Genomic DNA, 23,468 nt, shown 5'->3' with positions numbered 1-23,468 from the left:
CCGTCCCTCCCCGCGCGGCCCGAGGCGCACCAGGCGGTTTGAGGTCCGCCGGGCCCCGCCGTCACAGGGTGGGCCTGGAAGGCCAGGGGCCGTGGGCCTACGGACAATCCGAGCGGGTGGCGACGCTCGGGAGGGATGGCATCCGGGGGGGCCGGACCTACAATCGCGCGGTGAACTCCCGGCAGGACGTGATCATCATCGGCGCGGGCGCCAGCGGAACGCTGCTCGCGGCCTGTCTCTTGCGGGGCGCCCGTTCGCCCCTGCGCGTGGCCCTCGTGGAGCGGGGGGAGCGCCTGGGCCGGGGGGTCGCGTACTCCACCACCAGCGCGCGTCACCTGCTCAACGTCCCGGCCGGCCGCATGAGCGCCTGGGTCGACGACCCGGAGCACTTCCTTCGCTGGCTTCGCGTGGAGGCCCCGGACACGCCGCCATCCGCGTTCGCCGAGCGCCGCCGCTACGGCCAGTATCTGGAGTTCGTGCTGAAGGACACCGCCGCGAAGGCCGCGCCGGGCGTCCAGCTGGAGACGCCGCGCGACGAGGTGACCGCGGTGGAGGACACGGCGGACGGCGTGAAGGTGACGCTCGCGAGCGGCCAGAGCCTGGAGGCGAAGGGCGCCGTGCTGGCGCTGGGCAACGCGATGCCCGCGGACCTGCGCGTGCCGGACGGAGGGCTGTACGCGAGCGCGCGCTACCACCGCTCGCCGTGGGTGCCCGGCGCGCTGGAGGGCATCGGCTCCGGTGAGTCGGTGCTGCTCATTGGCACGGCGCTCACCATGGTGGACACGGTGCTGTCGCTGGGCGAGCGCGGTCACCAGGGCCCGGTGCACGCGCTGTCGCGCCATGGCCTGCTGCCGCACCCGCACCGCGCGCATGGCGCGAAGACGCCCGCGGCGGCGGAGCCCCTGCGCATCCGTGAGCTGTTGCGCTCGGTGCGCCGGGAGATGGACCGCTGTCGCGACGCGGAGACCGCCACGCAGGCCGCGTCCCCTTCCGCGGAGGGCGTGGTGCCGTTCAGCACGCTGCGCATCCGCGACGTGCTGCGCACGATGCGCCAGGAGGTCGACGCGCAGGCGGCGGCGGGCGCGGACTGGCGCGCGGCGGTGGACTCGCTGCGGCCGGTGACGACGCCGTTGTGGCAGCGACTGTCGGAGCAGGAGCGGCGGCGGTTCCTGCGCCACCTGCGGGCGTACTGGGAGGTGCACCGCCACCGCATGGCGCCGGAGATCCACGACGTGATGGACGCGTGGCGGCGCGAGGGGCGGCTGACGCTCCACTCGGGCCGAGTGCTCCGCTTCGAGTTGGAGCCGGACGCGGTGGCGGTCGACCTGCGTCCCCGGGGCGAGCGCGAGCCCCAGGTGCTGCGCGTGCAGCACGTCATCAACTGCACCGGCCCCGAGTCGAACCCGGCCTCGCGCGGCCAGCCCGTCCTGCGCGGCCTGCTGGAGGCGGGACAGGCTCGCGCGGACTCGCTGGGCATGGGGCTGGCGACGGCGCCCGACGGCGAGGTGCTGGACGCACGTGGACAGCCCTCCGCCCACCTCTTCACGCTGGGCCCGACGCGGCGGGGGGACCTGTGGGAAACCACAGCCGTACCTGAAATCCGTTCGCAGGCCCGCGACCTGGCGGAGCTCCTGCTGCGCCGGTTGCGCACGCCTGCCCGGTAGAGGACCTGACAGGCTCCATGACCTGGAGGTGAGGCTCCTGCTCGCCAGGCAACGTCGCCCTCGGTGGGTGGCTGTTGGGGGCCTGGCGTTTCGTGCGACATTCCAGGTCCCCCTCCTGGAGTTCCGTCCCGATGGCCTTGAAGCGCCCCCTCCCCGCCCTCATGGGAGGCGTGTCCCTGTCCGTCCTCGTGAGCCTCGGGGCGCTGGCGCACCAGCACCTGCGCACCGACGCGCTGGAGGAGCGGCTCCTGCGCGAGGTGAACACGCTGACGCACGCGGAGCACCCGCGTCCGGCGCACGTCACCGCCACGCGGCCCGGCACCTTCGGGGACGCGATGGTTCCGCTCCTGCCCGCGCTGCTCCAGCAGGCCCGCGCGACCCCGGCCCCCACCTCGGCGGAGGCCGCGACCCTGGAGGCCGTGACGGAAGGACGCGCTCCGGTGACGGACCTTCCCGCCTCCCGCCGTGAAGCCCTGGAGCAGGGCCTGCCTTTGATGCGGCGGGTGCTCGCCGCCACCCACGCGGAGTCCGGCGGCCTTCCGGAGGACCTGCGTCCCCTGTCCGGTCCGGAGGTGTCGCGGCGGGACGCGCTGATCCACGCGCTTTGGCACGTGGTGGAGGACGCGGCGCTGGAGACGCGGCGGCTCGTGTCGCGGGGTGAGGCGGATCCCGCGGTGGACACGTGCCTGGACGCGCTCGCGCTGAGCCGGGAGCTGGCCCTGGGCGGCGGGCTCGTGGGACAGCGGCTGTCCGCGGCCGGCTATGCGCGCACGTGGCGGGCCTGCGCGGACGCAATCGACGCGGCCTCCCTGTCCCGCAAGCGTCAGGCCATCTCGCAGCTCACCCGGCTGCATGAGGGCTTCCCGCCGGTGTCCCTGATGCTGCACGAGGAGGCCGTCGCCGCGCAGCTCCACGCCTTCCGCGACCTGCTCTCCGACGACACCCGCGCCGAGCTGCCGCCCACGTGGTTCGACGCCCCCGAGCAGCCCGGGGCCTTGTCGCGCCGGCTCCAGTGGCGTCAGTGGGTGGAGGACGCGGACCGCCTCCTCGCCGTGGCGGATCAACCGGCAGAGGAGCGCCGCCGTTCGCTGGCGGCCCTGGAGACCCGGAAGGCCGGGGAGTACTTCCGCCAGGAGGAGGCTCCGTCGGTGCGCCTGTCTCCCGAGGACATGGAAGCGCTGGAGCTGCGCACGCTGCGCTCCGAGGCCCTCATCGCCCTGGCGGAGGTGGACGTGGCCCGCGCGGAGAAGGGCCAGTGGCCGCGCGCGCTCCCCACGCGGACGACGTCGCTGGTGCTGGAGCCCGTGGATGAAACCCAGGTCAGCATCCGCTCCTGCATCCCGGGGCTGATGCCCGACCCGCTGGTCGTGAAGGCGGACGGCACGCCCGCGCTCCAGCGGGTCCACGACGTGCCTTGAGCCGGTGACGGCGACTCCCTGGTGGGTCCGCTCGCGCCCGCTTCACGTCCGGCCTCCCACGTGGGACCGACGATGTAGGATGCGGCCTTTCCGTGGACGTCGGGGAGGGAGCCGTCATGTCGTGGAAGCTCGCGCTGCTGGACGAAGTGTCGAAGGTGCTACCGGATGCGCCGCTCAAGGGCTCGGACATCCGCGTGGAATTGCCGACCGCCAGCTATGCGCTGCCCGCGGGAGAGAAGCTGGGCTCCCTGACGTTCGCGTTCGACGTGTCCGCGCGCGGCTTCGTGGAAGGCTATGACGCCCCGGCGGACGTGGACGCGGCGGGCGTGGTGGGCGAGGCCCCCGGCGACGCGACGACGCAGCTGGCACCGGCGCTCGTCTATGGCGGTGACCAGGCGTGGCTCAAGTACGGCGTGGAGGCGCGCGTGAAGGCGGACGTCGGATTCCCGCTGCCCTACGTGGCGCTCGCGGCCAACGGCGACGTGCGCGTGCTGCTCGCGGACTACCACCGGCACACGCAGGACACGAACGCTCGCGCCGCGCTGAAGAAGAACGCGCCGGAGCTGCGGCTGCCCCTGCTCACGTCGTCGCTGGACAAGCTGGGCGTGGGTGACGCCATCGCGTTCCAGGCGCGCGGCGAGCTGTCCGTCACCGCGACGCTGGACTGGACGGACGTCTACACGTCCAACCTCCAGACGCTGACGAAGCTCTTGTCCGCCAGCACCCTGATGGCCTTCGAGGCCAAGGCGGGCGCCACCGTGTCCGCCAAGGTGAAGGTGGTGGACGACTACGCCGTCGTCTTCTCCCGCCCCGCGGCCGGCCAGGTGCGCGTGCAGGTGAAGAAGGTGGTGGCGCGCGAGGCGGGCGTGACGGCCAGCCTGCACGTGGAGGCGAGCCTCACCGACCCGGCCGCCGTCGTCTCCCAGGTGGAGCACGTGCTCGAAGGGCTCCTGTCGGTGCCGCTGTCCGAGTTCGACTCCCTGATGACGAAGCTGGAAGCGCACACCCTGTCCGCGAACGAGACCAAGGTCCTGCGCATCATCCTGGACCGGCTGGGCTTCGGTGAGCTGGAGGCCAACACCACGGCGCTGCGAACGCAGTGGGAGAAGCTCCGCACGGACGTGCGCGGGCGCGTCCAGGCGCTGGCCGAGTCCAAGTTCGAGGCGGGCTTCCGCTACGAGTACCTGCGCCTACGCGAGCAGACCACGCTCCTGTCCACCGTGTGCACCGACGCCCAGGCCCGCGCGCTGCACCCGCTGCTGGTGTCCGGACGGATGGACAGCGCGATGCAGCGCATGCAGGCCGAAGGCATGGCGCTGGAGCAGTGCCTGCTGAAGGAGGTCAACAAGGAGTCCAAGGCCTGGGGCTTCTCCCTGAAGCTGGGCAAGTGGGCGCTGGGCGGCAGCGACGTGCACGAGCTCACCCAGGTGGTGCAGCGCAACAGCCTGGAGAAGGAGTCGCCCCAGCGCGTCTCGTTCCTGGGCGTGCGCAGCTACAAAGGCACGCTGCTCACGCCGTACATGCGCTGGACCGCGGACTTCAAGGCGGACATGGCGGAGTTCCGCAAGTCGCCCACCGTCGCGGACTTCGACCTGGGCCTGTATCTGCTGCTGGCCCGTGACGCTCGCAAGCTGTCGGACGACGACCTGCGCCAGGCCGTGGACGAGGCCATCATCTGGGGCGCGCTGGATGACGCCGAGGAGGAGGAGGTCCTCAAGCGCATCCGCGACGCTTCCGGCGGCAAGGAGATTGAAACGTGGGTGGAGCTGAAGCTGGACAACCGGACGCTGCGCGACGTCATCACCCACGCGGCGGATCCGGACGCACACTCCGCCTTCGCTCGCGCGCTGGCCCGGGCCCTGCCCTGGTACGGCGTGCCGTGCCGCGACCGGCCCACCGTGCGCGAGTCTGTCTACGCGCCCCTGTGGAAGGAGTACCTGGAGCAGAACTGGTCCGCCGCCGTGGCCGCGAACATGGCTGGCGCGACCCTGAAGAAGAATCCGCTGGTCGGGCACTTCGCGTACATCGAAGGGCTGCTGGGCAACGGCATGCTGACGCTCGCGGAGGTCATCCAGAAGAACCCCGGCACCGTGTCCAAGTGGCACGACCTGCGCGCGGGCCTGCTGGACCTGCGCAATAGCGAGCAGCGCTCGCCTGCCGTCTTCAAGGGCGCGTTCAAGGCGCTGTCCCAGTCGTGGGCGCAGTCCTTCCACCTGAAGGCCACGGGCGCGTTCTTCCTGGAGCTGGCGTCGCGCGGCGGCAACGGCCTGGCCACCGTGGAGCGCACCTTCACCGTGACGGTGCCGGCGACGGGCGCGAGCATCGTCTTCTCCAAGTCGCGGGCCTGACGGGCGCACGCGTCCTTCGTCCGCTTCCGCACGCTCTCCGGGCGTGCGGAGGGGACTTGCGGCCGGACGGGGGGCGCGAAGGTGACGCGGCGCATTGCCGCTCCTCGGGGGCATCACTACATCCAGCTCCTCACGCAGCACGCCCCGCGAAGAGGAGCCCCGGGAGATGATCGTCGGTCGGATGCTGTCCTGGCGGATCATCCTCCGCTACACGGGGCGCCCCGTCGTCGTCCACATCGCCATCGCGCTGGCCATCTCCCTGGGCTACGAGGTGCTGGACGCCAGGTGGCTGTCGGTGCCTGCGTTGCCGGTGACGCTGCTGGCCGCGGCACTGGGCGTGCTGCTCGGCTTCCGCAACAACTCCGCCTACGAGCGTTGGTGGGAAGCGCGCACCATCTGGGGCGGGCTGGTGAACGCGTCGCGGACGCTGGCCCGGCAGGTGATCAGCTTCCTGCCCGCCCCTCGCGCCCAGCGCAGTGACGGGACGCCGGAGACACCCTCCGCCGCGTCGCGCCTGGTCCAGGTGGCCGTGCAGCCGGAGGGGCCCGCGCTGGCGCCCGCCTGGTCCAAGGTGGGTGACGGCGCGGTGCGGGACCAGTTCGGGCAGGCGCGCGACCTGCGCGGTCCCAGCATCCCGCGCGCGAACCTGGCCACGTTCGTCCATCCGGCCGTGGAGTCCCCCCGGGGCATCATCACCGGCATGTTCGAGGGCATCACCGAGGACGCGCGCGAGCTGGTCTACGCGCAGATTGGCTTCGTGAACGCGCTGCGCTGCCACCTGCGGCGGCAGGACCCCTTCCCGGACATCACCCCGTACTTCCGGCCGTCCGTGCTGGAGGCGCTGCGCGTGGAGCAGAACGTGCCCGCCGCCATCCTGCTGTGGATGAGCACGCGCATGCGCCGCGTGTACAGCGACATCGAGCACCCGGAGAAGGTCTACCTGCGCGTGGCGATGGACGCGACGCTCACGGAGCTCACCAACTCCCTGGGCGCGTGCGAGCGCATCAAGAACACGCCCCTGCCCCGCCAGTACGACATCCTTCCGCACGCCATGGTGCGCGCCTACCTCACCATGCTGCCCCTGGGCGTCGTCGCGGACCTGGGCGTGCTCACGCCGCTCATCACCGCCATCATCGCGTTCCTCTTCATCGCCCTGGACGCGGTGGGCCGCGACGTGGAGAACCCCTTCGAGGACGGCGTCAGCGACACGCCCATGACGGCGCTGTGCCGCACCATCGAGATCAACCTGCGGCAGATGCTGGGCGAATCCGAGCTGCCGCCGCCGCTCCAGCCGAAGAACGGCCTGCTGTACTGAGGCGTCGCCGGACTATGGCGCCGCCGTCACTTCCACCGTGCCCAGCCCGTCCACGGTCAGCCGCACCTGGTCGCCGGGCTTCATCAGGTAGGCGGCGGTGGCCGCGCCGGACAGCACCAGGCTTCCCGCGGGCAGCACCTGACCGCGCTCCGCGAGCAGCGCGCACAGCTGGATGAGGGACACCACCGGGTCGCCAGAGATGGCGTCCGAGCGCGCCTCGCCCTCCACCTTGCCGTTCACCTCCATGCGCATCTGGAGCTTCGTCAGGTCCAGTTCGCGCGGGGCGCGCTCCAGGGTGCCCGGCACGAACAGCGATGACGACGCGTTGTCCGCCACCACGTCCGGCAGGCTGAAGTACTTGAAGCCCACGAAGCGCGAGTCCAGCACCTCCATCGCCGCGAAGACCGCGTCGCACGCGTCCAGCACTTCATCCCGCGTCACGGTGCCCTTGAGTTCCTTCGACGTGCGGAAGGCGATCTCCGGTTCGATGCGCGGGTGGATGCCCGCGCCCACGCGCACCACGCCGCCGGGCTGCACGCGCATCCGGTCCGTGAGCACGCCGAAGATGGGCGAGCCCAGGTTCATCTGCTGGCGCTTCGCCTCCGACGTGAAGCCCATCTTCAGGCCCACCACCCGCTCACCCTGGGCCTCGCGCAGCCGGATGCCCTCCGCCTGCACCGCGTAACCGTCCGGCACGGTCAGGGTCGGGTGCGCGTGCGACAGGGGCGGTATCTCTCGCCGCTCGCGCCGCGCCGCGTCCAGGATTCCTGCCAGGGCCGCTACATCCACAGTCGAGGTCATGCGCGAATCTTTTCCATGCCCGGCCCGCAATTCCACCAAGGATTCACCTGTGGAGCGGGTCCCGGAGACGCTGGGAGCCAGACGGCCGCGCAAGCGAGCGCCATCCGACGCCGACTGTTCGGAATCCTGGAGGCCGCGGACGGCCGCGACATACATTGCCGCGTCTCCTTGGAGGGCGCGCCCGTGGAAAAGGTCCTCAACTACATCGGTGGCGAGCTGGTGCCCGCGGCGGGCGGCCAGTGGCTGGACAAGCCGGAGCCCGCGACGGGCCAGCTCTACGCGCACGTGCCGGACTCGCGCGAGGTGGACGTGCAGTCCGCCGTGGAGGCCGCAGGCCGGGCCTTCCCCGCGTGGGCCGCCCTGCCGGCGATGGAGCGCTCGCGGTACCTGCGCCGCATCGCCGGCCTCATCCACGAGCGCCTGGACGCCTTCGCGCGCGCGGAGTCCATCGACACGGGCAAGCCGCTGGCGGTGGCCCGCACGGTGGACATCCCGCGCAGCGTGCTCAACTTCGAGTTCTTCGCGGACGCGGCGACGCAGTTCTCCAGTGAAGCGCACCCCATGGACGGCGTGGCGCTCAACTACACGCTGCGCTCGCCGCTGGGCGTGGTGGGCTGCATCTCGCCGTGGAACCTGCCGCTGTATCTGCTCACGTGGAAGATTGCCCCCGCGCTGGCGGCGGGCAACTGCGTGGTGGCCAAGCCGTCGGAGGTGACGCCGATGACGGCCTTCCTCCTGTCACAGGTGTGCCGCGACGCGGGGCTGCCGCCGGGCGTGCTCAACCTGGTGCACGGCCTGGGGCCTCACGTCGGTGGGCCCCTCACGCGCCACCCGGAGGTGAGCGCCATCTCCTTCACCGGCAGCACGCGCACGGGCGCGGAGATTGCTCGCGTGGCCGCGCCCGCGTTCAAGAAGCTGTCCCTGGAGATGGGCGGGAAGAACCCCAACGTCATCTTCGCGGACTGCGACTTCGACGACGCGCTGGCCACCACGCTGCGCTCGTCGTTCGCGAACCAGGGGCAGATCTGCCTGTGCGGCCCGCGCATCTTCGTGCAGCGCTCGCTGTATCCGCGCTTCAAGGAAGCGCTGGTCGCGCGCACGAAGGCCCTCAAGGTGGGCGACCCGCTGGTGGACGGCACGGACCAGGGCGCGCTCGTGTCGCGCGAGCACTTCGAGAAGGTGATGGGCTACATCACGCTCGCGAAGCAGGAGGGCGGCAACATCCTCACCGGCGGCCAGCGCGCGAACGTGCCCGGCCGCTGCGCGAACGGCTGGTTCATCGAGCCCACGCTGGTGGAGGGCCTCGCCCCCACGTGCCGCACGAACCAGGAGGAGATCTTCGGTCCGGTGGCGACCATCATGCCCTTCGACGACGAGGAGGAGGTGCTGTCGTGGGCCAACTCCACGCGCTACGGGCTGGCGGGCAGCGTGTGGACGAAGGACCTGGCGCGCGCGCACCGGTTCGCGTCCCGGCTGCACAGCGGCATCGTCTGGGTGAACACCTGGATGCTGCGCGACCTGCGCACGCCGTTTGGTGGAGTGAAGGAATCCGGCGTGGGGCGCGAGGGCGGCTGGGACGCGCTGCGCTTCTTCACCGAGCCCAAGAACGTCTGCATCAAGCTTTGAGCGGGGAGAGCCACACGTGAGCGCTGGCGAGCGGATCGATTCGAAGAAGGCCCCGGAGCCGGTGGGGCTCTATCCCCATGCGCGCCGTGTGGGGAATCTCTTGTTCCTCTCCGGCGTGGGCCCGCGCGAGCGCGGCAGCAAGGCCATTCCGGGCGTGGAGCTGGACGCGGCGGGGAACATCGTCTCGTACGACATCGAGACGCAGTGCCACTCCGTGTTCCGCAACGTGCGCTACATCCTGGAGGACGCGGGCTCGTCGTGGGAGCGGCTGGTGGACGTGACGGTGTACCTCACGGACATGAAGCGGGACTTCCCCACGTACAACCGGCTGTGGGCGGAGTACTTCAAGGACAACCCGCCGTGCCGCACCACGCTGGAAATCAACGCGCTGCCCACGCCCATCGCGATTGAACTCAAGTGCATCGCCACCATTGGAGACGAGTGACATGGGCCGACTGACCCCCATCAACTTCAAGAAGTGGATCGACGAGCACCGCCCCCTGCTCAAGCCGCCCGTGGGCAACCAGCAGGTGTGGGAGGACCGGGACTTCATGGTCACGGTGGTGGGCGGGCCCAACTCGCGCACGGACTTCCACGTCAACGAGGGCGAGGAGTTCTTCTACCAACTGGAGGGCGACATCACCCTGCGCGTCATCGACGACGGCCAGGTGCAGGACGTCCCCATCCGCGAGGGGGAAATCTTCCTGCTGCCGCCCAAGGTGCCGCACTCGCCGCAGCGGCCCGCGGGCACCATCGGCCTGGTGCTGGAGCGCCGCCGCCAGCCGCAGGAGCTGGATTCGTTCCTGTGGCTGTGCCCGAAGTGCGGCGAGAAGCTCTATGAGGAGTCGCTGCACGTCACCAACCTGGTGACGCAGCTGCCGCCGGTGTTCGAGCACTTCTACGGCAACCCCGAGAACTGCACGTGCAAGAAGTGCGGCACGAAGGTGGCGCGGGGTGGTGCGCCCAAGTGAAGGTCGACATCCACACGCACCTCCTCCCCCCGGAGCTGCCCCGCTTCGCCGAGCGCTTCGGCTACGGCGGCTTCATCGCGCTGGACCACCACGCGCCCTGCCGCGCGCGGATGATGCGGGACGACGGGAAGTTCTTCCGCGAGATTGAAAGCAACTGCTGGGACCCGAAGCAGCGCGTCGTGGAATGCGACGCGCACGGCGTCCAGGTGCAGGTGCTGTCCACGGTGCCGGTGCTGTTCAGCTATTGGGCGAAGCCGCAGGACGGCCTGGAGGTGGCGCGCTTCCTCAACGACCACCTGGCCGGCGCGGTGGCGACGGCGCCCAAGCGCTTCGTGGGCCTGGGCACGGTGCCGCTCCAATCCACCGACCTGGCGGTCAAGGAATTGGAGCGCTGCGTGCGCACGCTGGGGTTCGCGGGCGTGCAGATTGGCAGCCACGTCAATGACCTGAACCTGTCCGACCCGGCCCTCTTCCCCTTCTTCCAGGCGGCGAGCGACCTGGGCGCGGCCGTCTTCGTGCACCCGTGGGACATGATGGGTGAGGCGAAGATGGCGAAGTACTGGCTGCCGTGGCTGGTGGGGATGCCGGCGGAGGTGTCGCTGGCCATCTGCTCGCTCATCTTCGGCGGGGTGATGGAGCGGCTGCCGAAGCTGCGGCTCGCGTTCGCGCACGGCGGCGGCGCGTTCCCCGGCACGCTGGGCCGCATCCAGCACGGCTTCGAGGTTCGCCCGGATCTGGTGGCCGTGGACAACAAGGTCGCGCCGCGCGACTACCTGGGAAGGTTCTGGGTGGACTCGCTGGTGCACGACGCGGAGACGCTGCGCGGCATCGTGAAGCTGTTCGGCGCGGACAAGGTGGCGCTGGGCAGTGACTATCCCTTCCCGCTGGGCGAGGAGCGGCCCGGCACGCTCATCGAGTCGCTGACGGACCTGGCGCCTTCCGTGCGCGAGCGGTTGCTGTCCCGAAATGCCCTGGAGTGGCTGGGGCGCTCGCACGAGGACTTCGCACCATGACGGCCCCTGTCTACGAGAACACCGATGTGTTCGCCTACGGCCTGGACGCAGCGGATCCGCTGAGGCCCCTGCGCGACGAGTTCCTCTTCCCCCCGGCCGCGTCTGGCGCGCCGGCCATCTACCTGGCGGGCAATTCGCTGGGGCTGCAGCCGCGCAAGGCGCGCAAGTACGTGCAGATGGAGATGGAGGACTGGGAGCGGCTGGGCGTGGAGGGCCACGTGCACGGCCGCCACCCGTGGCTGCCCTACCACGAACAGCTCACCGACATGGTGGCGCGGGTGGTGGGAGCGCAGCCGCAGGAAGTCGTGGTGATGAACACCCTGTCGGTGAACCTGCACCTGATGATGGTGTCGTTCTACCGGCCCACGCGTGAGCGCTTCAAGATCCTGATTGAAGGCGGCGCCTTCCCGTCGGACCAATACGCGGTGGCGTCTCAGGCGCGCTTCCACGGTTACGACCCGAAGGAGGCCATCGTCCGGCTGATGCCCCGCGAGGGCGAGGACACGCTGCGCTCCGAGGACATCCTGGAGGCCATCGAGCGGCACGGGAAGGAGCTCGCGCTGGTCATGCTGGGCAGCGTGAACTACCTCACCGGGCAGGCGTTCGACCTGCGCGAGATTACGCGCGTGGCGCACGCGCAGGGCTGCAAGGTGGGCTTCGATCTGGCGCACGGGGCGGGCAACCTGAAGCTGTCGCTGCACGACGACGGGCCCGACTTCGCGGTGTGGTGTTCGTACAAGTACCTCAACGGCGGACCGGGCAGCCTGGGCGGCGTGTTCGTGCACGAGCGCCACGCGCATTCACCGGAACTGCCGCGCTTCGAAGGCTGGTGGGGGCACAACAAGGCCACGCGCTTCGAGATGGGCCCCACGTTCGACCCGCTGCCGGGCGCGGAGGGGTGGCAGCTGTCCAACCCGCCCATCTTCCAACTGGCGGCGCTGCGCTCGTCGCTGGAGTTGTTCGACAGGGCGACGATGGCGGCCCTGCGCGCGAAGAGCGACCAGCTGACGGGCTACCTGGAGTTCCTGCTGGACCGGCTGCCCGCGGGGTACGTCACCATCACCACGCCGCGAGATTTGAAGCAGCGCGGGGCGCAGCTGTCCCTGCGCTTCAAGGGCGAGCCGAAGCGGCTGCTCCAGCGGCTGTCCGCGGCCGGCATCATCTGCGACTTCCGCGAGCCGGACATCATCCGCGCCGCGCCCGCGCCCCTCTACAACACGTACCTGGACGTCTTCCGCTTCGTGAAGGCGCTGGAGGCCCATGCCCTCGAATGAGTCGAAGCTGACGGTGGTGGGAGCGGGCCTGGTGGGTTCGCTGCTCTCGCTGTACCTGGCCCGCCGGGGCCACACGGTGGAGGTGCTGGAGCGCCGGGCGGACATGCGCCGCGAGACGCTGGACGCGGGGCGCTCCATCAACCTGGCCATCTCCACGCGCGGACTGCACGCCTTGCGGCAGGTGGGCCTGGAGGAGGAGGCGCTGAAGCACGCCATCCCCATGCGCGGGCGCGTCATCCACCCGGTGAAGGGCGAGCTGGCCTTCCAGCCGTATGGGAAGGATGACTCGCAGCACATCAACTCCCTGTCACGCGGCTGGCTGAACAAGTTCCTGATGACGCAGGCGGAGGCCACGGGGCGCGTGTCCATCCGCTTCCGGCAGCGGGTGACGCAGGCGGATCCGGCGGCGGGGGCGCTCACGGTGCTGGATGAGGCCACGGGCTCGACGCGGGAGGTCCGCGACGCGGTGGTGTTCGGCACGGACGGCTCGGGTTCAGCGGTGCGGCAGGCGCTGCAATCGCAGGCGGGTTCCCAGGCGGACTCGCAGACGCTGGGGCATGGCTACAAGGAGCTGACGATTCCGCCGGGCGAGGGCGGGCGCTTCCAGATGGAGAAGCACGCGCTGCACATCTGGCCGCGCGGCACGTACATGCTCATCGCGCTGCCGAATGAAGACGGCAGCTTCACGTGCACGCTGTTCCTGCCGTGGGAGGGGCCGGTGAGCTTCGCATCGCTCCACACGCCCGCCGCGCTGGAGGCGTTCTTCCAGGAGCAGTTCCCGGACGCGAAGGCGCTGATTCCCGGGCTGGTGGAGGAGTTCTTCTCCCGGCCCACCGGACAGATGGTGACGGTGAAGTGCGCGCCGTGGCACGCGGGAGGAAGCACGCTGCTGCTGGGTGACGCGGCGCACGCGATGGTCCCCTTCTACGGACAGGGGATGAACTGCGGCTTCGAGGACTGCGTGGTGCTGGACTCGCTGCTGGAGCAGCAGACGGACTGGGCGGCCGCGTTCGACGCGTTCGAGCGGCTGCGCAAGACGAACGCGGACGCCATCGCGGACATGGCGGTGGAGAACTTCATCGAGATGCGCGACAGCACGGCGGATCCACGCTTCCTGTTGGAGAAGGGCGTGGAGAAGGTGCTGCTCAACGCGTTCCCGGGCGAGTTCGTCAGCCGCTACTCGCTGGTGAGCTTCAGCCGTGTGCCCTACCGGCTGGCGTACGGCGTGGGCGCAATCGCGGGCGGCATCGTGTCGGAGCTGGCGCGGGAGCTGAAGCGGCCGGAGGACGTGGACCTGGACCTGGCGGCGAAGCTGATTCGCGGCCGGCTGACCCCTTTCATGGAGGAGCACGCGGATGGATTTCGGCTTGAAGGGTAGGCGGGCGCTGGTGACGGGCGCGTCATCGGGGCTGGGGCGCGCCATCGCGGACACGCTGGTGAAGGAGCGCGCGACGGTGGCGGTGTCCTCGCGAGGCGGGGAGAAGCTCCAGAAGGCAGCGAAGGAGCTGGGCGCGGCGCTGGCGGTGCCGTGTGATTTGACTCAGCCGGGGGCCGCGCGTGGGTTGGTGCGCGAAGTCACGCAGAAGCTGGGCGGCCTGGACGTGCTGGTGGTGAACGCGGGAGGCCCGCCGTCCGGAGGCTTCGAGTCCATCACGGTGGAGCAATGGCAGACAGGGTTCCAGAGCCTGTGGCTGGCCACGGTGGATGCGATTCAGGAAGCACTGCCGGGCATGAAGGCACAGGGCTGGGGCCGCATCGTGCTGGTGACGTCCACGGCGGCGCGCGAGGCGATGAACAACCTCACGGTGTCCAACGGCCTGCGCGCGGGATTGCTGGGGCTGGTGAAGACCCTGAGCAATGAAGTGGCGCCGTATGGAATCACGGTGAACGCGGCGCTGCCGGGCTACCACGCGACGGACCGGATGAAGGACCTGGGCCTGTCCGACGAGAAGGTGGCGCCGAACATCCCCGCGAGGCGGCTGGGCAGGCCGGAGGAGTTCGCGGCGCTGGTGACGTTCCTGGCGTCGGAGCCGGCCGCGTATATCAGCGGCCAGTCCATTGCCTGCGACGGTGGAGCGCTGAAGGGCTTCTAGGGTCCCATGTGCACAATCAGGTAGAGCAGGCACGTGCCGGCACCCACGGACAATGACACGGCCCACACCGCTGCCGAGGAGATGGCTCGCAGCAGTCCGTAGGCGCCCAACAGCGCCGCGGACACGAGCCATCCTCCGAAGAAGCTGGATACGAACACGATTGGCGAGAGCCAGTACGACACCTCGCAGCTCGAGCCCAAGCACTCGCCGAACGGCAGCGGCAGATGGTTCTTGTCGAGGACGACGGCCGTCGCGCCGAGCCCCGAGAGCAGCGCCCCCGCCAACGACAGCCACCGCCAGGCCCTTCCGGAGAGCGTGAAGGCGCCCTCATTCCGCCAGCGTGGCGCCCGGCGCAAGGTGACGATGACGAGGACCAGCAGGCCCAGGCCCAATCCCAGCGTCACCGGGAGCACGGCGACGCCGCGGAATGCCGTCGCCAGCATCCACAGACCGAAGAGAAGGGAGCCGAGGCACAGGGCCGCGAAGAGCGCGAGGCGTGAAGTCATCAGGGCTTTTATATGCCGATTCAGCCGCGTCGCTCAGCGGACAGCCCGCCCCCTGAGACGATGGAGCCTTGAGAGGATTCCGAAGTGACGTCGGCGGCCTTCCGGGGGGAAGGACATGGACGCGACGAAGTGGGCGGTATACCTGGGGCTGGCGTGGTTGCTCACGGGCTGCGCGATGAGGACCGGGACCGTGGTGGAGGGGAGCCTCCAGCCCCGGCACTTCCGGTTCGTCACGGTCATTGAACAGACAGAGCCAGGGCCAGGAGGCTGGAGAGAAGCCTGTGTCCATGTTCCGCTGCGACGGGACACGGGAGAAATCTTCAAGTGCACGCTGGGAATTGGACTCCCCATCCACGCCAAAGGCTCGGAACCCATTCCGGTGGAACTGGCCCAACGCATCTCGGCGAACTGCGCCAATCTGGCGGCCCAGGCCGTGTTCAGTGCGACCACGCCAGTGACGGCCCTCGGGCTTGCGTGTGAGGAGTTCAGGACCACCTTCGGGACCGCGCTCGACGCGGCCATTCTTGGTTCACGCGTCAGGCAGCAGTGCCACCCGGCAACCTTTCCCTTCAAGTCCGGGCCCAGGAAGCCATGACGCCTTCCGCCGAAGAATTGCTTGCGATTGCTCGTCTCTACTGGGGCGCCGACCAGGCCTATGCCTTCCGTCAGGAGCCCAGTCCCGAGGACCTTCGCTATGAAGCCCTCTGGGAGAAGAAGAATGCGGAGAGGCCCCGCTGGGGGTCTTTCGTGAAGGCGCTTCGAGAAGCGCTTCCCAGCTGCGATGCCTGGGACTACGCGCCGGGCTTGGCGAACCCCAGCTTCTGCGTGCTGGTCTACCCGCATCAGGAGCAGGACATGATGCGCCCGCAGACATCCTGGACGGTCGCCGGGTACCTCAGCATCCTGGCCCCCCTCTACACCGTGCACTGCGTTCGCAGGGTCTTCCTGGGGAAACACTTCATGGAGTCGAAGGTCTTCCTCGGCCCCATCCCAATGGAGCTGCAAGACATCGCGGACACGCTCGCCCGACACATCGAGGCTGAATACGGCGCGACGGTGCTCCCCCTTGATGTCGCGCAGACGCCCGTCCCCCTCTACGTCAACGCCATGAAGCCACCGGAGACCACGCTCTTCCACGCGCTCTTCACCTCCGAGCCCGGGAACATCTTTTGAGCCGGGTTCAGCGCCCCAGAATCAGGAAGAGCACGAACGCGAAGGCCGCCGTGCCCGCGAGCACGCCCTGCACGGCCACCGGCTTCAATCCCTTCACCATCCCGACCGCCGCCAGCGCCGCTGACGCCACCAGCATCCCCAGCGGCAGTCCGGCCACGAAGGCCACGGGCACGTAGAAGATGACGACCGCGCATTCACCCCTGCTGCAAACCCCCGGCGTGGAGAAGTAAGCGAAGGTCAGCATCACCGCCCAGACGGCCATGAGCAGTCCCCCGACGATCGAACCACCCCACCAGACGCCCTGGTAGAGCGCGAAGTAACCCATGCGCCGCCAGTGAGTCACCCGCTGTCGGACCTCGATCATCAGTCCCATCAGGACCAAGACCGGCAGCAACGCCAGCACGAACGCGCTACCGGCTCCGCGCATCCCCGCCAGGGCGGACGCCAGGAAGGCCACAACACAGGAGAGCAGGGCCGCGAAGACTGCGAGTCGTGAGTTCATCCGGGTCGCGGACGCGGGGAAGAGAAGGCCGCGTCCTCCCACAGAGTGACAAAGCCGCCCCGTCCAGGACCACGGCTCCTCCTCCCCTCCGTGCGGACACTCTCCGCTGACGCAGCGGGCCAGCCGTTTTCCGCTCTGGCGGCAAAGTCTTTTTGATTTGGGCTGGTGGATTTCTCACGTTTTGCGACAGAGTTCGCCGCCTTCGCCGGGAGGGGCGCAGCCGTGTCCAGACGAATCCGATTCATCCGTGGGCTGTGGCTCATGGTCGTGTTGTGGGGCGCCGGGGCCTGGGCCCAGGGCAACTCGGTCATCACCGGGACCCTGACGAACACGCTCGACAAGAAGCCGCTGGTGGATGTCGTGGTCACCGCCACCTCGCCCCAGTTGCAGGGCGAGCGCACCGTGCTCTCCGACAAGAGCGGCCTGTACCGCATCCCCCAGCTTCCGCCGGGCACGTACACGCTGCGCTTCGAGGCCCAGGGCTATCAGCCCTATGCCCGCGACGGCATCCTGCTGAGAATCGACCGCACCATCCGCTTCAACGCGGAGCTGGCTCCGGACAACCTGAGCTCCGACGTCGAGGTCGTCGGCTCTCCGCCCACCCTGGACGTGGGCTCCAGCGCCGCGGGCGTCACCGTGGACCAGGACTTCATCCGCAACATCGCCGTCATCCGCCCCGGCACCAAGGGCTCCGCGTCCCGCTCCTTCGAGGGCCTGGCCGAACTGGCCCCCGGCGCCACCGAGGACCGCTACGGCGTGAGCATCAGCGGCAGCTCCTCACCTGAGAGCCAGTACGTCGTGGACGGCCTGTCCGTGAACGACCCCGGCGTGGGCACGCTGGGCACGCCCCTGTCCGTGGAGTTCGTGAAGGAGGTCAACATCATCACCGGCGGCTACATGCCGGAGTACGGCCGCTCCACCGGCGGCGTGCTCAACGTCGTCACCAAGTCCGGCTCCAACGAGTTCCACGGCTCCGTGTTCGCCAACTACGCGCCCGGCGCGTTCCAGACGTCCGGCAAGGAGATATTGCGCGAAGGCAGCGTCATCTCCGCGCAGGGCAGCGCCCACAACCTGGGCGACTTCGGCTTCGACCTGGGCGGCCCCCTCCTCAAGGACAAGCTCTGGTTCTACGTGGGCGTCGCGCCGTCCTTCAATCGCATCCAGGTGGACCGCCAGCTCAGCAGCTACGAGCTGTGCTCGGAGGTGGACCCCGAGAACGGCTGCTCCGCCGTGGGCGCGCGCCGCAAGGACCCCACCACCGGCTTCTCCCAGGTGAACCCCATCGAAGGCAGCCGCACCAGCCGCTTCGCCGACGAGCGCAGCGTGCAGTACCTGGGCAAGCTCACCTACAACTTCAACCCGGACCACAGCCTGTCCGTGTCCGTGTTCGGCACGCCGCGCTCCTCCGGCGGCAGCGGCAAGTACTCCTTCAGCGACGACGGCGAGCCGGAGGTGTGCACCAGCCTGTCGTGCACCGCCTTCGTGCAGGGCGCGTATGAAGCCATCGCCACCCGGCGCAGCAACAGCGCCATGGACATCGTCGCGAAGCAGGCGTCGTCCTTCTTCGACAAGAAGCTGCTCGTGGACGCGACGCTCGGCTGGCACCATCAGGCGGACTCCATCCTCCCGTCGGACGGCTCCGGCCTGGGCTCCGGCGAGGGCCTGTCCGCGAAGTCCAACATCGCCTGGCGCCGCACCCGCAACCCGGGGTTCCACACCATCAACGAGTTCGAGACGCTCCCGTACGCGGACGCCTGCGGCACCACGCCCGAGGAGCAGCGGCTGCGCTGCCCCGTGGCGGCCTACTCCACGGGCGGCCCCGGCACCATCAGCATCCAGCGGCTGGACCGTGTGCAGGGCAAGGTGATGGGCACGTACCTGCTGGAGGCCCTGGGCCACCACATCCTCAAGGCGGGCGCGGACGTCGAGCGGATGAGCTTCTACAACAAGCGCGCGCGCACCGGCCTCACGCCCTGGCAGGAGTGCACCGGCGGCGACTGCTTCTTCAGCCTCAACCAGTACGGCTACCTGCAGGGCCCGGACATCCCGGTGTTCCTCCCCAACAAGGAAGGCACCTCCACGTCCACCACCGTGGGCGGCTTCCTCCAGGACAGCTGGTCCGTCATGGACAAGGTCACCGTCAACGTGGGCCTGCGCTACGACGTGCAGACCATCTACGGCCTGGACGGCGAGGTGGGCCTGCACCTGCCCAACCAGTGGTCCCCGCGCCTGGGCGTCATCTACGACCCGACGCAGAGTGGCCGCGCCAAGCTCTTCGCCAACTACGCGCGCTTCTTCGAGAACGTCCCCCTGGACATGGCGGACCTGTCCTTCCCGCAGCAGCAGCTGCTGTCCGCCACCTACGACTCGCCCCCGTGCGTTCCCTCCCGTGAGGATTCGCTGCTCGGGGACTGCACCCAGAACGTCAACCGCCAGCCCATTGGCAACCGCGAGAGCCCCAACCAGCTGTGGGACGCGCAGGGCGGCGACCGCGTGCCGGTGGATCCCCAGATTCGCGCCCAGTCCGCGGACGAGTTCGTGCTGGGCGGTGAGTACGAGCTCTTCACCGCGAGCCGCCTGGGCGCCACGTACACCCGGCGCTACCTCAACGACGTCATCGAGGACATGAGCCGCGACGACGGCAGCACCTTCTTCCTGGGCAACCCGGGCAAGGGCTACTCCACGGACTTCCCGCTGGCCCGGCGCGAGTACGACGCGGTCAACCTCTACTTCCAGCGCGCCTTCACCAACGGGTGGCTGGCCCAGGGCAGCTACACCTGGTCCACCCTGCGCGGGAACTACTCCGGCCTGTTCCGCGCGGACACCGGCCAGCTGTCCCCCAACCTCACGCGCGACTTCGACCTGGTGTCGCTCACCGTCAACCGCGAGGGCCAGCTCCCCGGAGACCGCACGCATTCCTTCAAGGTGTTCGCCGCGAAGGAGCTGGTGCTGGGGCCGAGCACCAGCATCAACGTGGGCGGCAACTACCGGGCGCGCTCCGGCGCGCCGCTCAACTACCTGGGCGCGCACCCGCGCCGCAGCGGTTCGGAGACGTTCATCCTGCCGCGCGGCAGCGCGGGCCGGCTGCCCTGGGTGCACGGCGTGGACGGACACGTGGGCCTCAACCAGCGGCTGGTGAAGGACTACGTCCTCACGGTGTCCCTGGACGTGTTCAACCTCTTCAACTTCCAGCAGTACACGGACGTGGACCAGACCTTCACCACCACGCGCGTCTACGCCATCGAGCAGGGCGGCAAGCCGGACGACCTCACCGCCTGCCTCACCAACGGCAACTCCCACTGCAAGGTCATCTCCACCGCCACGAACCAGCCCATTGGCGAGGCGGACATCAACCCCAACTTCAAGCGGCCCACCGCCTACCAGGCTCCGCGCTCCATCCGCCTGGGCGCGAAGCTCAGCTTCTAGGTCTCGAGCCATGAGGACTCCCGCGATGAAGTTTCGTTGGATGGCAGTGAGTGCAGGGCTCGCGGCGGCGGCCGTCGCCGTGGGTGCGTGCGGCAGCGAACCGGAGCCCGAGTGCGTCGTGGCTCGCGCCGTGTCGGACGGCTCCACCGGCTCGTTCGCCGCGACGTACCAGCTCAAGCCCGGGCAGAACCCGGACCTTGTCTGCGCGCAGCTGAAGCCAGAGCCGCTGGGGCTGCAGAAGTTCTTCAGCCCGGACCCGGCCGCGCCCGACACCGTGGGCGTGCGCAGCGCGCGGCTGGGCAAGTTGCTGGCGGACTTCGCGTCCCGGCTGACGGAGGACTCGAAGGCGACCGCCACCGCGGTGGGCCCCTTCGCCTCCGTGACGCCGGGGGCGGACCACTTCTGCTCGGTGCCGGCCCTGACGCCCACGCGGCTGGAGGTGCCCGCTTCCACGGCGCCTGACGGCGGCCCGCTGCCCGCGCAGGACTTCGGCTACGCGTGGAGCAACCTGCGCATCTACAACACGCCAGAGATTCCGGGCACGCAGTTCACCGCGGACCTCGTGTACTCGGAGAACGGCTGCAGCGCCGAGTACACCGTGAAGGGCATCTGGCCGGTGGTGAAGTGCCAGAACAGCGCCACGAAGCTGCCGGACGACGCGCTGTGCGACCCGTACGCGGACTACGACGCGGGCCGGCTGCGCGGCTCCGGCATCAACCCGCTGTTCCCCGTGAAGTGCGACCCGGACGCGCTCATCTGCGTGCTCACGGGTGAGGTGCCGTCGGCGCCGTGAAGCCGTGACTTCCGGGACGCAGCGCCTGCGGCAGGTCCCGGAAGTCCTTCACCAGCCAGTCCGGCCGCTCGCGCACCAGGACCTCGCGCGGGAACGACGTGGCGACGGCGACACACGCCGCGCCCGCGGCCCGCGCGGCCCTCAGCCCCGCCACCGCGTCCTCGAACACCACGCACGCGTGCGGCGGGACGCCCAGCGCGGCGGAGGCCTTGAGGTACACCTCGGGATCCGGCTTGCCCCGCGACACGTCCGTGGACGTCACGCGCACGGGGAACAGGTGCTCCAGCCCCACGCGCTCCAGGGCCCGCTCCGCGTTCTGGGCCAGGGCGCTCGTGCCCAGGGCCCAGGGCACGCCCGCCCGCTTCAAGGACATCAGGTAGGCGCCCACGCCGGGGACGGGGGACACCGGCTCGTGGTCGAGCAGCCGGTGGAAGGCCCGCTCCCGGTCGTCCGTGAGCACGGCCACCTGCTCGTCATCCAACTCCGCGCCGAACCACGCGCGCAGCGTCTCCCCGGCCCGCAGGCCATTGGTGGCGAGCAGCTGCTCGCGCGTGGGCACGTAGCCCCGCTCGCGAGCGAACTCATCCCAGACGCGGTAGTGCAGTTCGGTCGTGTCGATGACGACGCCGTCCAGGTCGAAGAGGACGGCGCCGAAGACAGGGATGTTCGAGTTCGATGGAGTCATGAAGGTCGCGCTCCCTCTCGAAGAACCACACGGCACGCGCCACAAACCTATTCATTGGATGGGGCGCGGGCGTGGCTCCCGCTCCTACGGCCCGTGCCCACCTTGCGAGCAGACGTGGGGACGGCTCCCCGCCGGAGCAGGTAGGAGCGCGAAGGAACGCCGCCTGCCAGGCCCCGGGGCAGCCAGCCCGTTGTAGGCTGCCTGGGAGGTCCATGCCGCTCAAGAACCCCACGAACTTCTCCACGACCGCCGTCCGCACCCAGGGCACGCCTTCACAGGCCGCCCAGGTGATGCCGGCGTTGACGCTCATTGGCCATGCCCAGCCCCAGCGCATCGGGGAGCGGCTGCTGCTGGACGGGTTGCTGTCCGGAGAGCGCGCGGTGGCCCTGTCCCGCAACGCACCGGACTTCAGCCGTCCGGGGGCGGTGCTGGCGTTGCCCCTGGGTGACCCCTTCCTCAGCCGGACTCCGGTGCGCTTCGAGGCGGGGACGGACGGCAGCGTGCGGCTGCGGGTGCCGGAGGGCGGGACGCCGGTGTGGGTGGGCAGCGAGCCGGTGCGCGGCGGGCGGGAGTTCCCCGCGCAGGCGCTGGTGGCAGGCGTGCCGCTGGTGCTCGCCGGGCGCGTGGCGCTGCTGCTGCACCAGGCCACCGTGCGCGGCGCCAGTGCCCAGACGGAGCTGGCGGGGCTGGGCATGGTGGGCGACAGCGAGGGCGTCGTCCGCGTGCGCGAGGACGTGCTGCGCGTGGCCGACCTCCTGGTCCCCGTGCTGGTGCGGGGCGAGACGGGTACGGGCAAGGAGCTGGTGGCGCGCGCGCTCCACGCGCGGAGCCCGCGCCGCGCCGGGCCCTTCGTCAGCGTCAACCTGGGCGCCCTGGCCAAGGACCTCATCGCCGCGGAGCTGTTCGGCGCGGTGCGGGGTGCGTTCACCGGCGCCGCGCGCGACCGGGAGGGCTTCTTCCGCGCCGCCCACGGCGGCACGCTCTTCCTGGACGAGGTGGCGGAGGCGCCCCCGGAGGTCCAGGCGGCGCTGCTGCGCGTGCTGGAGACCCAGGAGGTCTATCCCGTGGGTGCGCAGACCCCGGTGCGCGTGGACGTGCGGCTCGTCACCGCCACGGACGCGGACCTGGAGGCGCACATCCGCGACGGCCACTTCAAGGCCCCGCTGCTGCACCGGCTGGCGGGCTTCGAAATCACCGTGCCACCGCTGCGCGAGCGCCGCGAGGACATCGCGCCGCTGTTCCTCCACTTCGCGCGCCAGGAGCTGGAGTCCACGGGCGAGGCGGGGAGGCTGAGCTCCTCGGATGCGCGCGCGGAGCCGTGGCTGCCCGCGTCGCTCGCCGCGCGGCTGGTGCGCTCCGCGTGGCCCGGCAACGTGCGCCAGCTTCGCAACGTCGCGCGGCAGCTCGTGATTGGAAGCCGGGGACTACCCGGGCTGCGCGTGGATGCGCGGCTGGAGCAGTCACTGGACGCCGACGCGCTCCCCATCCCCGGACAACCCCTGACCGAGCGGTCGCCCTCCCCTGCCTCGGAGGACACGCCCGCGCCTTCGGAGACGCGCGCACCCGCGCGGCGCAAGCCGTCGGAGGTGAGCGAGCAGGAGGTGCTGGAGGCCCTGCGCGCCTGTGCGTGGGACTTGAAGGCCACGGCGGACTGGCTGGGCATCCCGCGCTCCTCCGTGTACGTGCTCATCGACAAGAGCTCGCTCCTGCGGACCGCGCGCGACCTGAGCCCGGAGGAGATCACCCGCTGCTTCCACGAATGCGAGGGCGACCTGGACCGCATGGTGCAGAAGCTGGAGGTCTCCCGCCGCGCGCTCCATCGCCGCGTGCGTGAGCTGGGATTGGACGCGAGCTGAGCTG

20 protein-coding genes are annotated in these 23,468 nt (G+C 70.1%); 16 read left to right on the top strand and 4 right to left on the bottom strand.

Features of this window, described 5'->3' with window-relative positions; translation table 11 throughout:
* Positions 1-68: 68 nt before the first annotated feature.
* The 4 genes from D7Y11_RS05395 to D7Y11_RS05380 all read left to right on the top strand — a co-directional run bounded on the left by D7Y11_RS05395 (position 69) and on the right by D7Y11_RS05380 (position 6,745).
* Positions 69-1,664: an FAD/NAD(P)-binding protein gene (locus tag D7Y11_RS05395; protein WP_233607202.1), complete on the top strand. Its 1,596-nt coding sequence runs from the start codon at positions 69-71 to the stop codon at positions 1,662-1,664.
* Between the two features lie 131 nt (positions 1,665-1,795).
* Complete coding sequence (locus tag D7Y11_RS05390; protein WP_126933177.1) at positions 1,796-3,082, top strand: hypothetical protein; 1,287 nt, start codon at positions 1,796-1,798, stop codon at positions 3,080-3,082.
* 116 nt (positions 3,083-3,198) lie between these two features.
* Positions 3,199-5,430 (top strand): hypothetical protein, encoded by a 2,232-nt coding sequence (locus D7Y11_RS05385; protein WP_126933176.1) that lies wholly within the window; start codon positions 3,199-3,201, stop codon positions 5,428-5,430.
* A 166-nt stretch (positions 5,431-5,596) separates the two neighbouring features.
* The gene (locus D7Y11_RS05380) at positions 5,597-6,745 is read left to right on the top strand and encodes a bestrophin family protein (protein ID WP_121752030.1); all 1,149 of its coding nucleotides are present in this window, start codon (positions 5,597-5,599) and stop codon (positions 6,743-6,745) included.
* A gap of 12 nt (positions 6,746-6,757) precedes the next feature.
* Here D7Y11_RS05380 and D7Y11_RS05375 read toward each other — a convergent pair whose 3' ends face one another.
* Positions 6,758-7,546: a 2-keto-4-pentenoate hydratase gene (locus D7Y11_RS05375; RefSeq protein WP_126933175.1), complete on the bottom strand. Its 789-nt coding sequence runs from the start codon at positions 7,544-7,546 to the stop codon at positions 6,758-6,760.
* Positions 7,547-7,729: 183 nt separating this feature from the next.
* On the opposite strand from D7Y11_RS05375, the gene D7Y11_RS05370 reads away from it, so the two are divergent.
* Genes D7Y11_RS05370 through D7Y11_RS05340 form a run of 7 tightly spaced genes read left to right on the top strand, consistent with a single transcriptional unit; the run spans position 7,730 to position 14,523 of the window.
* On the top strand, positions 7,730-9,172 hold the full coding sequence (locus tag D7Y11_RS05370; RefSeq protein WP_121752032.1) for an aldehyde dehydrogenase: 1,443 nt from the start codon (positions 7,730-7,732) through the stop codon (positions 9,170-9,172).
* A gap of 16 nt (positions 9,173-9,188) precedes the next feature.
* Positions 9,189-9,617, top strand: coding sequence for a RidA family protein (locus D7Y11_RS05365; protein WP_014393721.1), 429 nt, complete (start codon positions 9,189-9,191; stop codon positions 9,615-9,617).
* A gap of 1 nt (position 9,618) precedes the next feature.
* Positions 9,619-10,143 (top strand): 3-hydroxyanthranilate 3,4-dioxygenase, encoded by a 525-nt coding sequence (gene nbaC / locus D7Y11_RS05360; RefSeq protein WP_120577672.1) that lies wholly within the window; start codon positions 9,619-9,621, stop codon positions 10,141-10,143.
* On the top strand, positions 10,140-11,156 hold the full coding sequence (locus D7Y11_RS05355) for an amidohydrolase family protein (RefSeq protein WP_126933174.1): 1,017 nt from the start codon (positions 10,140-10,142) through the stop codon (positions 11,154-11,156). The genes nbaC and D7Y11_RS05355 overlap by 4 nt, the downstream gene beginning before the upstream one ends.
* Positions 11,153-12,430, top strand: coding sequence for a kynureninase (gene kynU, locus D7Y11_RS05350; RefSeq protein WP_126933173.1), 1,278 nt, complete (start codon positions 11,153-11,155; stop codon positions 12,428-12,430). Before D7Y11_RS05355 ends, kynU begins: the two co-directional genes overlap by 4 nt.
* A complete protein-coding gene (locus D7Y11_RS05345) occupies positions 12,417-13,808 on the top strand; it encodes an NAD(P)/FAD-dependent oxidoreductase (RefSeq protein ID WP_126933172.1) in 1,392 nt (463 codons plus the stop codon). The genes kynU and D7Y11_RS05345 overlap by 14 nt, the downstream gene beginning before the upstream one ends.
* Entirely contained in the window at positions 13,798-14,523 is a 726-nt protein-coding gene (locus D7Y11_RS05340) for an SDR family oxidoreductase (RefSeq protein WP_306770417.1), read from the top strand. Before D7Y11_RS05345 ends, D7Y11_RS05340 begins: the two co-directional genes overlap by 11 nt.
* On the opposite strand, the gene D7Y11_RS05335 is transcribed toward D7Y11_RS05340, so the two are convergent.
* Positions 14,520-15,029 carry a hypothetical protein gene (locus D7Y11_RS05335; protein WP_126933170.1) on the bottom strand — a complete coding sequence of 170 codons (510 nt, stop codon included), beginning with the start codon at positions 15,027-15,029 and terminating at the stop codon, positions 14,520-14,522. The genes D7Y11_RS05340 and D7Y11_RS05335 overlap by 4 nt on opposite strands.
* A 115-nt stretch (positions 15,030-15,144) precedes the next feature.
* On the opposite strand from D7Y11_RS05335, the gene D7Y11_RS05330 reads away from it, so the two are divergent.
* Complete coding sequence (locus tag D7Y11_RS05330) at positions 15,145-15,624, top strand: hypothetical protein (RefSeq protein WP_120593202.1); 480 nt, start codon at positions 15,145-15,147, stop codon at positions 15,622-15,624.
* On the top strand, positions 15,621-16,202 hold the full coding sequence (locus tag D7Y11_RS05325; RefSeq protein WP_126933169.1) for a hypothetical protein: 582 nt from the start codon (positions 15,621-15,623) through the stop codon (positions 16,200-16,202). Before D7Y11_RS05330 ends, D7Y11_RS05325 begins: the two co-directional genes overlap by 4 nt.
* 7 nt (positions 16,203-16,209) lie before the next feature.
* On the opposite strand, the gene D7Y11_RS05320 is transcribed toward D7Y11_RS05325, so the two are convergent.
* Positions 16,210-16,704, bottom strand: a complete 495-nt coding sequence (locus tag D7Y11_RS05320) for a hypothetical protein (RefSeq protein WP_121758362.1) — start codon at positions 16,702-16,704, stop codon at positions 16,210-16,212.
* 222 nt (positions 16,705-16,926) lie between these two features.
* Here D7Y11_RS05320 and D7Y11_RS05315 point away from each other — a divergent pair, with 222 nt between their 5' ends.
* Complete coding sequence (locus D7Y11_RS05315) at positions 16,927-20,130, top strand: TonB-dependent receptor (protein ID WP_126933168.1); 3,204 nt, start codon at positions 16,927-16,929, stop codon at positions 20,128-20,130.
* A gap of 40 nt (positions 20,131-20,170) precedes the next feature.
* Entirely contained in the window at positions 20,171-20,923 is a 753-nt protein-coding gene (locus D7Y11_RS05310; RefSeq protein WP_233604991.1) for a hypothetical protein, read from the top strand.
* Here D7Y11_RS05310 and D7Y11_RS05305 read toward each other — a convergent pair.
* Positions 20,895-21,608 (bottom strand): HAD family phosphatase, encoded by a 714-nt coding sequence (locus D7Y11_RS05305; protein ID WP_120577663.1) that lies wholly within the window; start codon positions 21,606-21,608, stop codon positions 20,895-20,897. The genes D7Y11_RS05310 and D7Y11_RS05305 overlap by 29 nt on opposite strands.
* 212 nt (positions 21,609-21,820) lie before the next feature.
* Between D7Y11_RS05305 and D7Y11_RS05300 the strand changes: the two genes are divergently transcribed.
* Positions 21,821-23,464 carry a sigma 54-interacting transcriptional regulator gene (locus D7Y11_RS05300; protein WP_120577662.1) on the top strand — a complete coding sequence of 548 codons (1,644 nt, stop codon included), beginning with the start codon at positions 21,821-21,823 and terminating at the stop codon, positions 23,462-23,464.
* The last annotated feature ends 4 nt before the right edge of the window (positions 23,465-23,468 follow it).

The organism is Corallococcus sp. AB018, assembly GCF_003986945.1.
In the GTDB taxonomy this organism is placed as follows: Bacteria; Myxococcota; Myxococcia; order Myxococcales; family Myxococcaceae; genus Corallococcus; species Corallococcus exiguus.
The sequence above is the reverse complement of the archived record's forward strand: the minus strand, read 5'-3'. Positions and strand labels throughout refer to the sequence as shown.

Excerpts from the sequence above, each read along its gene's own strand:
- D7Y11_RS05390 (WP_126933177.1), top strand. The coding sequence starts at position 1,796 with ATGGCCTTGAAGCGCCCCCTCCCCGCCCTCATGGGAGGCGTGTCCCTG.
- D7Y11_RS05385 (WP_126933176.1), top strand. The coding sequence starts at position 3,199 with ATGTCGTGGAAGCTCGCGCTGCTGGACGAAGTGTCGAAGGTGCTACCG.
- D7Y11_RS05380 (WP_121752030.1), top strand. The coding sequence starts at position 5,597 with ATGATCGTCGGTCGGATGCTGTCCTGGCGGATCATCCTCCGCTACACG.
- D7Y11_RS05375 (WP_126933175.1), bottom strand. The coding sequence starts at position 7,546 with ATGACCTCGACTGTGGATGTAGCGGCCCTGGCAGGAATCCTGGACGCG.
- nbaC (WP_120577672.1), top strand. The coding sequence starts at position 9,619 with ATGGGCCGACTGACCCCCATCAACTTCAAGAAGTGGATCGACGAGCAC.
- kynU (WP_126933173.1), top strand. The coding sequence starts at position 11,153 with ATGACGGCCCCTGTCTACGAGAACACCGATGTGTTCGCCTACGGCCTG.
- D7Y11_RS05345 (WP_126933172.1), top strand. The coding sequence starts at position 12,417 with ATGCCCTCGAATGAGTCGAAGCTGACGGTGGTGGGAGCGGGCCTGGTG.
- D7Y11_RS05335 (WP_126933170.1), bottom strand. The coding sequence starts at position 15,029 with ATGACTTCACGCCTCGCGCTCTTCGCGGCCCTGTGCCTCGGCTCCCTT.
- D7Y11_RS05330 (WP_120593202.1), top strand. The coding sequence starts at position 15,145 with ATGGACGCGACGAAGTGGGCGGTATACCTGGGGCTGGCGTGGTTGCTC.
- D7Y11_RS05325 (WP_126933169.1), top strand. The coding sequence starts at position 15,621 with ATGACGCCTTCCGCCGAAGAATTGCTTGCGATTGCTCGTCTCTACTGG.
- D7Y11_RS05320 (WP_121758362.1), bottom strand. The coding sequence starts at position 16,704 with ATGAACTCACGACTCGCAGTCTTCGCGGCCCTGCTCTCCTGTGTTGTG.
- D7Y11_RS05310 (WP_233604991.1), top strand. The coding sequence starts at position 20,171 with ATGGCAGTGAGTGCAGGGCTCGCGGCGGCGGCCGTCGCCGTGGGTGCG.
- D7Y11_RS05305 (WP_120577663.1), bottom strand. The coding sequence starts at position 21,608 with ATGACTCCATCGAACTCGAACATCCCTGTCTTCGGCGCCGTCCTCTTC.
- D7Y11_RS05300 (WP_120577662.1), top strand. The coding sequence starts at position 21,821 with ATGCCGCTCAAGAACCCCACGAACTTCTCCACGACCGCCGTCCGCACC.